Raw genomic sequence first — 13,356 nt, forward strand, 5'->3', positions numbered from 1 at the left:
TTGCCCTATCGCTTCTGTGCTCACCGGGTCACGGATTCACCCGGCACTTTCTGACAGTGACATTCATATGGCGGATATAACCGCACAAATAATTTATTTACATTATTTGTCACTGTCGTTACTATATCGACTGTAATTAATGAGGTCATGCCCAAATGGATAGTTCGTTTACGCCCATTGAACAAATGCTTAAATTTCGCGCCAGTCGTTACGAGGACTTCCCGTATCAGGAGATCCTGTTAACTCGCCTGTGCATGCACATGCAAGGCAAGCTGCTGGAAAACCGCAATAAGATGCTGAAAGCTCAAGGGATTAACGAGACATTGTTTATGGCGTTGATTACGCTGGAGTCTCAGGAAGATCACAGCATTCAGCCGTCTGAACTGAGCTGCGCGCTGGGCTCGTCCCGCACCAATGCCACCCGTATTGCGGATGAGCTGGAAAAACGCGGCTGGATTGAGCGCCGTGAAAGCGATAACGACCGCCGCTGCCTGCATCTGCAATTGACCGACAAAGGTCATGAATTCCTGCGCGAGGTGCTTCCCCCTCAGCACAACTGTCTGCATCAACTCTGGTCTGCTCTGAGTACTGCCGAGCGCGATCAGCTGGAGCATATCACTCGCAAGCTTCTCACCCGTCTGGATCAGATGGATGAGGATGGCGTCATTCTTGAGGCGCTGAGCTAACGCGACAACACGCTCAAACATCCAGATTTCAACCCGTCATGCTTTCCGTTGCAGGCACAAAACGCCGCTGCAACCCGAAGCGTGCCGGGTATAAAAGTAAACTGACAGGCCAGCACGTCACACTGCTGGCCTTTCTGACAACAGGTCGGCCCAGCCGATGTGAAAATAAGAAGATCGTGGAGAACAACAATGAGCGCAAATGCGGAGAACATTCCCCCGCAGCAACCGGTCAATAAGAAAGGCAAACGTAAGAGCGCCCTTCTTCTGCTGACCTTGCTCTTTATTATTATTGCAGTGGCATATGGGATCTATTGGTTTTTAGTACTGCGTCATATTGAAGAAACCGATGATGCGTACGTGGCAGGGAACCAGGTTCAGATTATGGCGCAGGTCTCGGGCAGCGTGACGAAAGTCTGGGCTGATAATACCGACTTTGTGCAAAAAGGGGATGTGCTGGTTACGCTCGATCCGACCGATGCCCAGCAGGCGTTTGAAAAAGCGCAGACTGAGCTGGCCTCAAGCGTGCGACAGACTCGCCAGTCGATGATTAACAGCAAGCAGTTGCAGGCAAGCATTGACGTGCAAAAAACGGCGCTGGCGCAGGCGCAAAGCGACCTGAACCGCCGCATACCGCTGGGTTCCGCCAACCTCATTGGCCGTGAAGAGCTGCAACACGCGCGTGACGCCGTGGCTAGCGCACAGGCACAGCTGGATGTGGCGATTCAACAGTACAACGCCAACCAGGCGATGATTCTGGGAACGAAGCTCGAAGATCAGCCCGCCGTTAAACAAGCCGCAACCGAAGTTCGTAACGCCTGGCTTGCCCTTCAGCGTACCAAAATCGTCAGTCCGTTGACCGGCTACGTGTCGCGTCGTGCCGTCCAGCCTGGCGCGCAGATCAGCCAGACCACGCCGCTGATGGCGGTTGTTCCGGCCAATAATCTGTGGGTGGATGCCAACTTCAAAGAGACGCAGCTCGCCCATATGCGTATCGGCCAGACCGCAACGATCGTCAGTGATATTTACGGCGATGATGTGAAATATACCGGTAAAGTGGTGGGTCTCGACATGGGGACCGGCAGCGCGTTCTCTCTGTTGCCTGCGCAAAACGCCACCGGTAACTGGATCAAAGTGGTTCAGCGTCTGCCTGTCCGAATCGAGCTGGATCAAAAACAGCTGGCAGATCACCCGCTGCGTATCGGTTTATCGACGCTCGTCACCGTGGATACGGCTGACCGTGAAGGCCAGATGCTGGCTAATCAGGTTCGCACTAACCCGGCCTATGAAAGTAACGCCCGTGAAATCAGCCTTGATCCGGTCAATACGCTGATTAACGACATCGTGAAAGCGAACGCCGGTTAATCCGAAGGTGAGCGTTATGCAACAGCAAAAACCGCTGGAGGGGGCGCAGCTGGTCATTATGACCATTGCGCTGTCGCTGGCGACATTCATGCAGGTGCTGGACTCCACCATCGCGAACGTGGCGATCCCGACTATCGCCGGTAACCTTGGCTCGTCACTGAGCCAGGGGACGTGGGTCATCACCTCTTTCGGGGTTGCGAATGCGATCTCGATTCCGATTACCGGCTGGCTGGCGAAACGCGTCGGCGAAGTCCGGCTGTTCCTGTGGTCAACGGTTCTGTTTGTTATCGCCTCCTGGGCGTGCGGCATGTCCAACAGCCTGACGATGCTGATCTTCTTCCGCGTGCTTCAGGGGATTGTTGCCGGGCCTTTAATTCCGCTGTCGCAAAGCTTGCTGCTCAGCAACTACCCGCCTGCTAAACGCTCTATCGCACTGGCGCTGTGGTCCATGACGGTTATCGTTGCGCCCATTTGTGGCCCGATCCTCGGTGGTTTTATCAGCGATAACTACCACTGGGGATGGATCTTCTTTATCAACGTGCCTATCGGTGCGGTGGTGGTGCTGATGACGCTGCAATCCCTGCGCGGTCGGGAAACCAAGACCGAGCAGCGGCGCATTGATGGCGTGGGCCTAGCGCTTCTGGTGCTGGGGATCGGTAGCCTGCAGATCATGCTGGACCGGGGCAAAGAGCTGGACTGGTTCGCTTCGCAAGAGATCATCGTGTTGACCGTCGTGGCGGTGGTCGCGATTAGCTTCCTGATTGTCTGGGAGCTGACGGACGATAACCCGATAGTCGATTTATCGCTGTTTAAGTCGCGAAACTTTACCATCGGCTGCCTGTGTATCAGTCTCGCTTATATGCTCTACTTTGGCGCGATTGTTCTGCTGCCGCAGCTGTTGCAGGAGGTGTATGGCTATACCGCGACATGGGCGGGTCTGGCTTCAGCGCCGGTCGGTTTAATTCCGGTCTTGCTGTCGCCGATTATTGGTCGCTTCGCCCATAAACTCGACATGCGCAGGCTGGTGACATTCAGCTTTATTATGTATGCGGTGTGCTTCTACTGGCGTGCGTACACGTTCGAGCCGGGCATGGACTTTGGCGCATCGGCGTGGCCACAGTTTATCCAGGGCTTTGCCGTGGCGTGCTTCTTTATGCCACTGACCACCATCACACTCTCTGGCTTACCGCCTGAGCGTCTGGCGGCGGCATCGAGTCTGTCGAACTTTACCCGAACGCTTGCAGGCTCCATCGGTACATCGATCACCACCACGCTATGGACCAACCGCGAGTCGTTGCACCATGCGCAACTGACCGAATCGGTTAACCCGTTCAACCCAAACTCGCAGGAGATGTATAACCAACTGCAGGGAATGGGGATGACGGAGCAACAGGCGTCAGGCTGGATTGCACAGCAAATCACCAACCAGGGTCTGATTATTTCTGCAAATGAGATTTTCTGGATTTCGGCAGGGATTTTCATCCTCTTGCTGGGACTGGTGTGGTTCGCTAAACCGCCATTCGGTGCGGGCGGTGGTGGCGGTGGCGCGCACTAGCCACTAGCCTCACCGGGAAAGTTGTCCATTTCGCTACAGCTTCTGTCAGTCCTGATAAAGCAGCGCTCCTGAAATCGCTTCACGCCAGTGAAAAGACAACAGGAGCGCATCATGCTGAAACAACCCGCACCCAACCCTCTCCCGGAAGAAGAGGGAAAAGGTGTACTACTAGATGTGCAGTTCCTGCAGTGTCTCTTTCGGCAGAGCCAGCTCTTCATTGCTGTTCACGCGCACATCACGATCGATAATGTGACGGGCGATTTCCTGCGCTTCTTCCAGAGAGTGCATCTGATAAGTGCCGCACTGGTAAACATTCAGCTCAGGGATCTGGTTCTGCTCTTTCACTTTCAGCACGTCGGCCATTGCTGCTTTCCAGGCATCGGCGACACGCGTTTCGTCAGGCTGACCAATCAGGCTCATGTAGAAACCGGTACGACAACCCATTGGGGAGATGTCGATGATCTCAACGCCGTTGCCATTCAGGTGATCGCGCATAAACCCGGCAAACAGGTGCTCCAGAGTGTGAATGCCTTTTTCCGGCATCACTTCTTTATTCGGCACACAGAAACGCAGGTCAAATACGGTGATCGTGTCGCCGTGCGGGGTATGCATGGTTTTTGCCACACGTACTGCAGGTGCTTCCATACGGGTATGGTCGACTGTGAAGCTATCTAATAACGGCATACGTCACCTCCGATAGTGATTTTTTTTAAAATAAAATGAACTCTTTGTTCATCTGCACGTCTGACTATATGAAAGACGCGCATTTGTTATCATCATCCCTGATTTCAGAGATGTATATTTTGGCCACAGCGATGTGGCCTTTTTCTTTTGTGTCAGGCGTTCTTCGCCAGAAATGCTTCAAACGATTCGGTATCTGCCGCTTCAACTTCTTGCTGGCGCAGCACTGATGCCTCGCGCTCCGCAACAAAATCCTCTTCGCTCAACACTTCCAGCGGCTCTTGCTGCAGCATGTCACGATACTGTGCGGCGAGCGAACGGCCCGTTCCACCGATACCTTGATCAATCATAGAACGCAGAATACGGGCAGAGAACGTCAGTTCAGGATTATCAAAAGATTCGACCAACTGATCGCACACTTTCTGATACTCCTCGCCGCCGTAGACGCTGTCCATTGTTTGCGCCACGCGCCTGAGATCGCGGAACAGATCTTTACCCACTTTTGCCAGCGGGAACTGCGCCGTTTCGCAGCCAATGCCTAATGTCAGGCCGGGTTTGCGTCCTTCCAGAATCACACGATTCCAGTTTGTACGCGTACACAGCAATTCATCAGCGCTCATCTCTGGCGCATCCGCCAGCACGCACCAGACCATAAACAGATCGAGGAAGCGCACCTGCTGCTCATCCACACCAATCGGTGAGAACGGGTTGATGTCCAGCGAGCGAACTTCAATGTATTCAATTCCCCCGCGTTCCAGCGCATCCGATGGCGCTTCGCCGCTGCGGGTAACGCGTTTCGGACGAATCGGCGCATACAGCTCGTTTTCAATCTGCAAAACGTTGCTGTTGATCTGCAGGCGTTTGCCGTCTTTTTCGAGGCCGATTTTTTCGTACTCTTCCGACGGCGTTTTGATCGCCCGCTTTAAGCCTGCCACATATTCGTGCAATTCGTTAAACGTAATTCCGAGATTGCTTTGCGACTTATTGGTATAACCCAGGTCGCTCAGGCGCAGAGAGGTGGCGTACGGCAGGTAATACATGCCGCAGTCGGTTTTCTCAAACGGCAGCGTGGTCGGTTTGCCCTGCAGGAACGACGAACAAATAGCCGGTGACGCGCCAAACAGGTAAGGGATAACCCAGCCAAAGCGATAGTAGTTGCGGATCAAACGGAAGTAGCCCGCAGAAATCGCTTCTTTATCGGTTTCACCGCATTTCGCCTGCCAGAACGCCATTGGCAGCGAGAAGTTGTAATGCACACCGGAAATAGTCTGCATTAGCGCGCCATAGCGATTTTTCAGGCCCTCACGATAGAGCGTTTTTAACCGACCGATATTCGACGTGCCGTACTGCGCCAGCTCAATATCTTGCCCCTGCTCAATATAGCAAGGCATGCTGAGCGGCCACATACGCTCATCGCCCAACTGCCGGGCAGTGAAACGATGAACGTCACGCATCAGAGTGAGCATGTGGTCAATATCGCCGTCGACTGGCGTGATGAACTCAAGCAGCGCTTCAGCGAAATCGGTAGTGATCCATTTATGTGTCAACGCTGAGCCTAACGCCTGAGGATGACCTGTTGTCGCCAGGCTACCATCTTCGTTTACGCGCAGTGTTTCGCGCTCAAGCCCACGCTGAATACCCTTCAGGACCTGAGGGTGTTTTTCCAGCCAGGCCAGCGCCTGTGATACGTCCGGGATCAAATTGACCTCCCGCCTGTCAATTAATAGTTATCCAGCATAATTGTAATGGTTGACGATTGAAGGTCGTTTTATCACTCCACCAATTAGTGCCACCACGTCATGCCCTGCAGTGTCGCCCATGCCACAAGGACATAGCGAAACGCCTTGCCAAGGCATAAAAAAAAGAGCACTGGTCCCCAGGAGATGCGCATCCATCCCGCCAGCAGACACAGTAAATCGCCTATTACAGGCATCCAGCTTAGTAAAAGCGTGGCAGCACCATAGCGTTTAAGCCAGCCTGCTGCCTTTTCCTGCCAGCGTGATTTTTCACGAAGCGGAAAGAAACGCCCAAGAATAACGTTAGTCAGCCCTCCAAGGCTATTACCCATTGTTGCTATTAATACTAACAACCACGGTTGACTGACGCCCGATAGCAGCATCGCGACCAGCACAACTTCGGAGTTACCCGGTAGAAGTGTGGCACTTAAAAAACTGCTGGCAAATAATGAAGCAAGTGACAGCAGGTCACTCACAGCAGACGCACATCCACGGCGTCCATACCGGCTTCGCGAGCCGCCTGAATACCAAAGTCTGCATCCTCAAAAACCACGCACTTGTGCGCAGGCACACCCATTAGCTCTGCGCAAAGCAGAAAGGTGTCCGGTGCAGGTTTATGGTTTTTGACATGATCGGCGGCAACCACCGCGGAAAAATAATGGCGTAAGCCCAGATGCTGAAGCAGTGCTTCTGCAACCGCACTTTCACTGCCTGTCCCAACCGACATCGGGCGACGGCCATGCCACGCTTTGACGACGTCAATCAGCGGAAGAGGACGAACAGTATCTAAAAGCATCGCTTTGACTGCATCGGTTTTTTCGCGGGCAAGCTGATGAGGATCGAGATCGGACTGATTCAGTTCAATCACCGCCTGAGCGATTCGCCAGGTGGGCGAGCCGTTAAGCGCAATCATGGCCTGCAGATCGAAGCGCATACCATAACGACCAAGAACATCACTCCAGGCTTTACGATGCGTGGGTTCGGTATCGAGGATGGTGCCATCCATGTCAAAGATCAAACCGTCATACTGTGCGTACATCGTGCTCTCGCCAAACGATTAACAAGACATTACTTTATCGTAAACGAGGATTTTTGTCGCTGATTCTGGTGGTAATACAAAGGGGATGATGAGGAATTGAGCTGGGGGGAGATACTGAGAAGAAATGGTGCATCCGGGAGGATGACTCGAGTGCGCCTCGCCCTGCGGGCCATTGCTATAGCAATGTTATCCGCCCTGGTGCTTGCGATTTACTCGCAGACCATGAAACAACAGCGCGGCTGCTATCTCGGAGAAGATGGTGCATCCGGGAGGATTCGAACCTCCGACCGCTCGGTTCGTAGCCGAGTACTCTATCCAGCTGAGCTACGGATGCATCAGGGGTACTGCTAATGGCATAGTAAATGGTACATCCGGGATGTATGACTCGGCTGCGCCTCGCCCGACGGGCCGCTGCTAAAGCAACGTTATCCTCTCTGGTACTCGCGAGCATCTCGCAGACCTTGAAACAACAGCGCGGCTGTTATCTCGGAGAAGATGGTGCATCCGGGAGGATTCGAACCTCCGACCGCTCGGTTCGTAGCCGAGTACTCTATCCAGCTGAGCTACGGATGCATCGGGATTTACTATTTTACTGCTTGATACGTCATATCACTTCTAAAGCAATATGAAGTAATAGATGGTGCATCCGGGAGGATTACTCGGTTGCGCCTCGCCCAACGGGCCGTTGCTAAAGCAACGTTATTCTCCCTGGTACTCGCGAGCATCTCGCAGACCATAAAACAACAGCGTTGCTGTTATCTCGGAGAAGATGGTGCATCCGGGAGGATTCGAACCTCCGACCGCTCGGTTCGTAGCCGAGTACTCTATCCAGCTGAGCTACGGATGCATCAGGGGGGTACTACTTTTACTACTGATTCAATGTCACTCAACAAGCCGCAACACTGATAATGATGGTGCATCCGGGAGGATTCGAACCTCCGACCGCTCGGTTCGTAGCCGAGTACTCTATCCAGCTGAGCTACGGATGCAAAATGGCGGTGAGGCGGGGATTCGAACCCCGGATGCAGCTTTTGACCGCATACTCCCTTAGCAGGGGAGCGCCTTCAGCCTCTCGGCCACCTCACCACACAACGCCTCTTTCGAGTGCTTCGAAGAACTTGTTAAGAGCTCTTCGTCGCTGCGTGGCGCATATATTACTTTCTGGGACTTATAAGTCAAACAATTTTCCACAAGCTTTTATCGTTTGCACAAATCGCAGTCAATTCGCATGGAAAACCCACAAAGAGGGTGTTTTATAAACGGATTTTGCGGACATCAGCACAGAAATCCTCAGACAAAATTGCGGTCTTTGAGCGAGATAAGGTTTGCAGAGTGACAAAAAACAGAAGGAATGAAATCGAACGGTAACTTTATGCAGGAAAAATGACGAGAGCGTTGCGTCTCGCCGGGCGGCGAGACGCGATAATATCAGTAACTGGACTGCTGGGATTTTTCAGCCTGGATACGCTGGTAGATCTCTTCACGATGGACAGAGACTTCTTTAGGGGCGTTCACACCAATACGAACCTGGTTACCCTTTACCCCTAAAACTGTCACGGTGACCTCATCCCCAATCATGAGGGTCTCACCAACTCGACGAGTCAGAATCAGCATTCTTTGCTCCTTGAAAGATTAAAAGAGTCGGGTCTCTTGTATCCCGGCATTATCCATCATATAACGCCAAAAAGTAAGCGATGACAAACACGTAATGTGTAAGCAGTCACGGCATCACATTCTGTTAAACGTAAGTTTAGCCGATATACACAAACTCAACCTGACTTTATCGTTATCGATAGCGTAGTGACAAATACGCCATAACCTTGTGGTTATGGCGTCTGGTTACGCTTTGTAATTATTACAGTTTAGCGCTTACCCAGCTTTCTACACTGGCCAATGCCGCTGGAAGTGCCGCTGCATCCGTACCACCGGCTTGCGCCATGTCAGGACGACCGCCACCTTTGCCACCCACCTGCTGAGCGACCATGCCAATCAGTTCCCCTGCTTTCACGCGGTCTGTCACATCCTTAGAGACACCCGCAATCAGAGAAACCTTACCCTCAGCCACTGTCGCCAGGACAACAATCGTTGAACCAAGCTGGTTCTTCAGATCATCAACCATCGTACGGAGCATCTTAGGTTCAACACCTGCCAGTTCGCTGACCAGCAGTTTAACACCTTTAATTTCAACCGCTTTGCTGGAGAGATTAGCGCTCTCCTGCACTGCCGCCTGCTCTTTGAGCTGCTGCAGCTCTTTTTCCAGCTGACGCGTACGTTCCAGCGTACTACGCACTTTGTCACCCAGATTCTGGCTATCGCCTTTCAGCAACTGAGCGATGTCGTGCAGCTGATCGCTTTCAGCGTGCAGTCTGGCAATCGCACCCTCACCGGTCACCGCTTCAATACGACGAACACCTGCCGCCGTGCCCGATTCAGAAACGATACGGAACAGGCCGATATCACCCGTACGGGAGGCGTGAGTACCACCGCACAGTTCGGTCGAGAAATCACCCATGCTGAGTACACGAACGCGCTCATCATACTTCTCGCCAAACAGCGCCATCGCACCTTTCGCTTTTGCTGCTTCGAGATCCATGATGTGGGTCTCGATTGGCAGGTTACGGCGAATCTGTGCGTTAACCATATCTTCCACCGCGCGGATTTCAGAAGGTTTCATCGCTTCAAAATGAGAGAAGTCAAAGCGCAGCACTTTGTCATTCACCAGAGAACCTTTCTGAGCAACGTGCGTACCCAGCACATCGCGCAGAGCGGCATGCATCAGGTGCGTTGCCGAGTGGTTCAGACGAATGCGCGCGCGGCGAGCTTCATCCACTTCGGCTTTCACGCCTGCGCCGACTTTCAGGGAACCTGTAGCCAGTTTGCCGACGTGGCCAATTGCCTGGCCGTATTTCTGGGTGTCAGTGACGGTGAAGGTAAAATCGCTACCTTTTAGCTCGCCTTTATCGCCCACCTGACCGCCAGATTCCGCATAGAACGGGGTTTTGTCCAGAACGACAACGGCATCCTGGCCTGCGCTGATGCTGTCCACGGCTTTGCCGTCAACAAACAGTGCGGTGACTTTACCGGTCAGTTCAAGATGGTCGTAACCCTGGAATTCAGAGGCGCTGTCAACACGGATCATGGCGTTATAATCTGCGCCAAAGCCGCTGGATTCACGCGCACGACGGCGCTGTTCTTCCATCGCGACTTCGAAACCGGCTTCATCTACTTTGATGTTACGCTCACGGCAAACGTCAGCCGTCAGGTCAACCGGGAAGCCGTAGGTGTCATACAGACGGAAAGCCGTTTCGCCATCCAGCGTATCGCCGGACAGTTTAGAGAGTTCTTCATCCAGCAGCGCCAGACCGCGCTCAAGGGTACGCGCGAACTGCTCTTCTTCAGTTTTCAGAACCTGCTCAACCTGCGCCTGCTGGCTTTTCAGTTCGTCACCCGCTGCGCCCATGACGCTGACCAGTGGACCCACCAGTTTGTAGAAGAAGGTGTCCTTCGCGCCCAACATATTGCCATGACGAATGGCGCGACGAATGATACGACGCAGAACATAGCCACGGTTTTCGTTCGACGGGATAACGCCATCAGCAATCAGGAACGCACAGGAACGAATGTGGTCGGCAATGACGCGCAGGGATTTGTTGCTCAGATCGGTTGCACCGGTCACTTCAGCAACGGATTTAATCAGCGTGCTGAACAGATCAATGTCGTAGTTGGAGTTAACGTGCTGCAGAACGGCGGCGATACGCTCCAGGCCCATGCCGGTATCAACAGATGGCTTCGGCAGCGGCTCCATGGTGCCATCGATCTGGCGGTTGAACTGCATGAAGACGATATTCCAGATCTCAATGTAGCGATCGCCGTCTTCTTCTGCGCTTCCCGGAGGACCGCCCCAGATGTGGTCGCCGTGATCGTAGAAGATCTCAGTACACGGACCGCAAGGACCGGTATCGCCCATCTGCCAGAAGTTATCAGACGCGTACGGCGCGCCCTTGTTGTCGCCGATGCGGATAATGCGCTCACGTGGGATACCAACTTCTTTTTCCCAGATTTCGTAAGCTTCGTCATCGGTTTCGTAAACGGTAACCCACAGACGCTCTTTCGGCAGGTTGAACCAGTTTTCACCGGTCAGCAATTCCCACGCGAACTGAATGGCGTCGTGTTTGAAATAGTCGCCGAAGCTGAAGTTACCCAGCATTTCGAAGAAAGTGTGGTGACGTGCGGTGTAGCCGACGTTTTCCAGATCGTTATGTTTACCACCCGCACGCACGCAACGTTGTGAAGTCGTGGCGCGGGAATAATTACGCTTATCGAGACCAAGGAAAACATCCTTGAACTGGTTCATCCCGGCGTTGGTAAACAGCAGAGTCGGGTCATTGTTCGGTACCAGGGAGCTGCTGGCAACAACCTGGTGTCCCTTACTATGGAAAAAATCGAGAAACGCCTGACGGATCTCAGCGGTGCTCTTGCTCATAATTATCCTGAAATCAAGCTAACGAAATGTCGTAGCCAGCCTGTACCTGTGAATACCTGGACGGACTCGCTACTGGAAAAAGTGGGAATAAGATAAGTTTTCTTTAGAGGGAAGTAAAATCCCGCATGCGTTCAATCGGCAAAATTACGCCATATATCCTGAATATCTTCCATCAGGAAGCCGCGGTACAGCAAAAATCGCTGGATTTTGACTTTTTCTGAAAATTCACGCGACAGCGGTTCACCATACTTACGAATGGCCTGCGCCCGCGCCAGTTCACACCAGTTGATGTCGCACTCACGCATCGCTTGTTCGATGGACGCACGCGCAACTCCTTTTTGGTTTAGCTCCTGGCGAATACGCGCGGGGCCATAACCTTTGCGGCTACGGCTGGCGATATAGCGGGTTACAAAACGGGTGTCATCCAGATAACGGTATTCGTAGCACCAGGCAATGACGCGATCATAGTCTTCGGCCGTAGCATCTATCTGTTCCGGGCCGTTTTTACCCATCACCGGTGCCGAGAGTTTGCGGCGTAGCTCCTGCTCACTGTGATCGCGTACTGCCAGAATTCGTACTGCACGATCCAGCAAACGAGCATAGGCAGGGCGACGCTGGGGAGTTTCGCTCATAACAAACCTGCTGTTTTACAAATGCAAAAAGGGCCGCAATCGCAGCCCTTGTTTTTAGACGAAGATATTAGAAATCTTCTTTGGTTTCTTCAACGTCAGCGCTATCGACGACAAAGTCAGGCTTAGAGTCCTGGTTGTTGAGAAGCAGCTCACGCACTTTCTTCTCAATTTCTTTTGCTGCGGCCGGGTTGTCTTTCAGCCAGGAGATTGCGTTCGCTTTACCCTGACCAATCTTCTCGCCGTTGTAACTGTACCAGGCGCCCGCTTTTTCAATCAGCTTCTCTTTCACGCCAAGGTCAACCAGCTCGCCGAAGAAGTTAATGCCTTCACCGTAGAGGATCTGGAACTCAGCCTGCTTGAACGGAGCAGCAATTTTGTTCTTCACCACTTTGACGCGGGTTTCGCTACCGATGACGTTATCGCCCTCTTTCACCGCACCGATACGACGAATATCCAGACGAACAGAAGCATAGAACTTCAGGGCGTTACCACCGGTAGTGGTTTCCGGGTTACCGAACATCACACCAATCTTCATACGGATCTGGTTGATGAAAATCAGAAGAGTATTGGATTGCTTAAGGTTACCCGCCAGTTTACGCATCGCCTGACTCATCATACGTGCCGCGAGGCCCATGTGAGAGTCACCGATTTCGCCTTCGATTTCTGCTTTCGGCGTCAGCGCTGCAACGGAGTCAACAACGAGAACATCTACCGCACCTGAACGGGCCAGTGCATCGCAGATTTCCAGCGCTTGTTCACCGGTATCCGGCTGAGAACACAGCAGATTGTCGATATCAACACCCAGTTTACGGGCATATACCGGGTCCAGCGCGTGTTCGGCGTCGATAAACGCACAGGTTTTACCTTCGCGCTGCGCGGCAGCAATAACCTGCAGCGTCAGGGTCGTTTTACCTGAAGATTCCGGCCCGTAGATTTCTACGATACGGCCCATTGGCAGGCCGCCCGCACCCAGTGCGATATCCAGAGAAAGCGAACCGGTGGAGATGGTTTCCACGTCCATGGAACGGTCTTCACCCAGGCGCATGATGGAGCCTTTACCGAATTGTTTTTCAATCTGGCCCAGTGCTGCCGCCAACGCTTTCTGTTTGTTTTCGTCGATAGCCATTATTACTCCTGTCATGCCGGGGATGTGCGCCGGATAGTGAATTCTGTTCTGTTGGT

At 52.9% G+C, this 13,356-nt stretch carries 11 protein-coding genes and 5 tRNA genes; 3 read left to right on the plus strand and 13 right to left on the minus strand.

All coding sequences use genetic code 11. The features are described from left to right. The first annotated feature begins 155 nt into the window (after positions 1 to 155). The 3 genes from mprA (at position 156) to emrB (ending at position 3,603) form a co-directional block, all read left to right on the plus strand. Positions 156 to 686, plus strand: coding sequence for a transcriptional repressor MprA (mprA, locus tag SOM82_RS15725; RefSeq protein ID WP_154125975.1), 531 nt, complete (start codon positions 156 to 158; stop codon positions 684 to 686). Positions 687 to 875: 189 nt separating this feature from the next. After that, on the plus strand, positions 876 to 2,048 hold the full coding sequence (gene emrA / locus SOM82_RS15730; RefSeq protein ID WP_320461286.1) for a multidrug efflux MFS transporter periplasmic adaptor subunit EmrA: 1,173 nt from the start codon (positions 876 to 878) through the stop codon (positions 2,046 to 2,048). Between the two features lie 16 nt (positions 2,049 to 2,064). Then, on the plus strand, positions 2,065 to 3,603 hold the full coding sequence (emrB, locus tag SOM82_RS15735) for a multidrug efflux MFS transporter permease subunit EmrB (protein WP_320461285.1): 1,539 nt from the start codon (positions 2,065 to 2,067) through the stop codon (positions 3,601 to 3,603). Between the two features lie 168 nt (positions 3,604 to 3,771). Here the strand turns inward: emrB and luxS are convergent, their stop codons facing one another. The 13 genes from luxS to recA all read right to left on the minus strand — a co-directional run bounded on the left by luxS (position 3,772) and on the right by recA (position 13,300). Next, the gene (gene luxS, locus SOM82_RS15740; protein WP_154125978.1) at positions 3,772 to 4,287 is read right to left on the minus strand and encodes an S-ribosylhomocysteine lyase; all 516 of its coding nucleotides are present in this window, start codon (positions 4,285 to 4,287) and stop codon (positions 3,772 to 3,774) included. A 152-nt stretch (positions 4,288 to 4,439) separates the two neighbouring features. Next, positions 4,440 to 5,984, minus strand: a complete 1,545-nt coding sequence (gene gshA, locus SOM82_RS15745; RefSeq protein ID WP_154125979.1) for a glutamate--cysteine ligase — start codon at positions 5,982 to 5,984, stop codon at positions 4,440 to 4,442. An 83-nt stretch (positions 5,985 to 6,067) separates the two neighbouring features. Then, positions 6,068 to 6,496, minus strand: coding sequence for a YqaA family protein (locus SOM82_RS15750; protein WP_320461284.1), 429 nt, complete (start codon positions 6,494 to 6,496; stop codon positions 6,068 to 6,070). Beyond that, on the minus strand, positions 6,493 to 7,059 hold the full coding sequence (gene yqaB / locus SOM82_RS15755) for a fructose-1-phosphate/6-phosphogluconate phosphatase (RefSeq protein ID WP_320461283.1): 567 nt from the start codon (positions 7,057 to 7,059) through the stop codon (positions 6,493 to 6,495). Before yqaB ends, SOM82_RS15750 begins: the two co-directional genes overlap by 4 nt. Positions 7,060 to 7,316: 257 nt before the next feature. Further along, positions 7,317 to 7,393 (minus strand) — tRNA-Arg (locus SOM82_RS15760). 162 nt (positions 7,394 to 7,555) lie between these two features. Next, a tRNA-Arg gene (locus tag SOM82_RS15765) sits at positions 7,556 to 7,632 on the minus strand. Positions 7,633 to 7,829: 197 nt separating this feature from the next. Beyond that, positions 7,830 to 7,906 (minus strand) — tRNA-Arg (locus SOM82_RS15770). A gap of 65 nt (positions 7,907 to 7,971) precedes the next feature. Further along, positions 7,972 to 8,048: transfer RNA gene (locus tag SOM82_RS15775), tRNA-Arg, on the minus strand. Between the two features lie 4 nt (positions 8,049 to 8,052). Then, a tRNA-Ser gene (locus tag SOM82_RS15780) sits at positions 8,053 to 8,145 on the minus strand. A 342-nt stretch (positions 8,146 to 8,487) separates the two neighbouring features. Further along, positions 8,488 to 8,673: a carbon storage regulator CsrA gene (gene csrA / locus SOM82_RS15785; protein ID WP_000906486.1), complete on the minus strand. Its 186-nt coding sequence runs from the start codon at positions 8,671 to 8,673 to the stop codon at positions 8,488 to 8,490. A 241-nt stretch (positions 8,674 to 8,914) separates the two neighbouring features. Next, positions 8,915 to 11,542, minus strand: coding sequence for an alanine--tRNA ligase (gene alaS / locus SOM82_RS15790; RefSeq protein ID WP_320460435.1), 2,628 nt, complete (start codon positions 11,540 to 11,542; stop codon positions 8,915 to 8,917). Between the two features lie 131 nt (positions 11,543 to 11,673). Next, complete coding sequence (recX, locus tag SOM82_RS15795) at positions 11,674 to 12,174, minus strand: recombination regulator RecX (RefSeq protein WP_320460436.1); 501 nt, start codon at positions 12,172 to 12,174, stop codon at positions 11,674 to 11,676. Positions 12,175 to 12,241: 67 nt separating this feature from the next. After that, entirely contained in the window at positions 12,242 to 13,300 is a 1,059-nt protein-coding gene (recA, locus tag SOM82_RS15800) for a recombinase RecA (protein WP_154125983.1), read from the minus strand. Between the last annotated feature and the right edge of the window lie 56 nt (positions 13,301 to 13,356).

The sequence above is a fragment of the Lelliottia sp. CFBP8978 genome (genome assembly GCF_034046055.2).
GTDB lineage: Bacteria > Pseudomonadota > Gammaproteobacteria > Enterobacterales > Enterobacteriaceae > Enterobacter.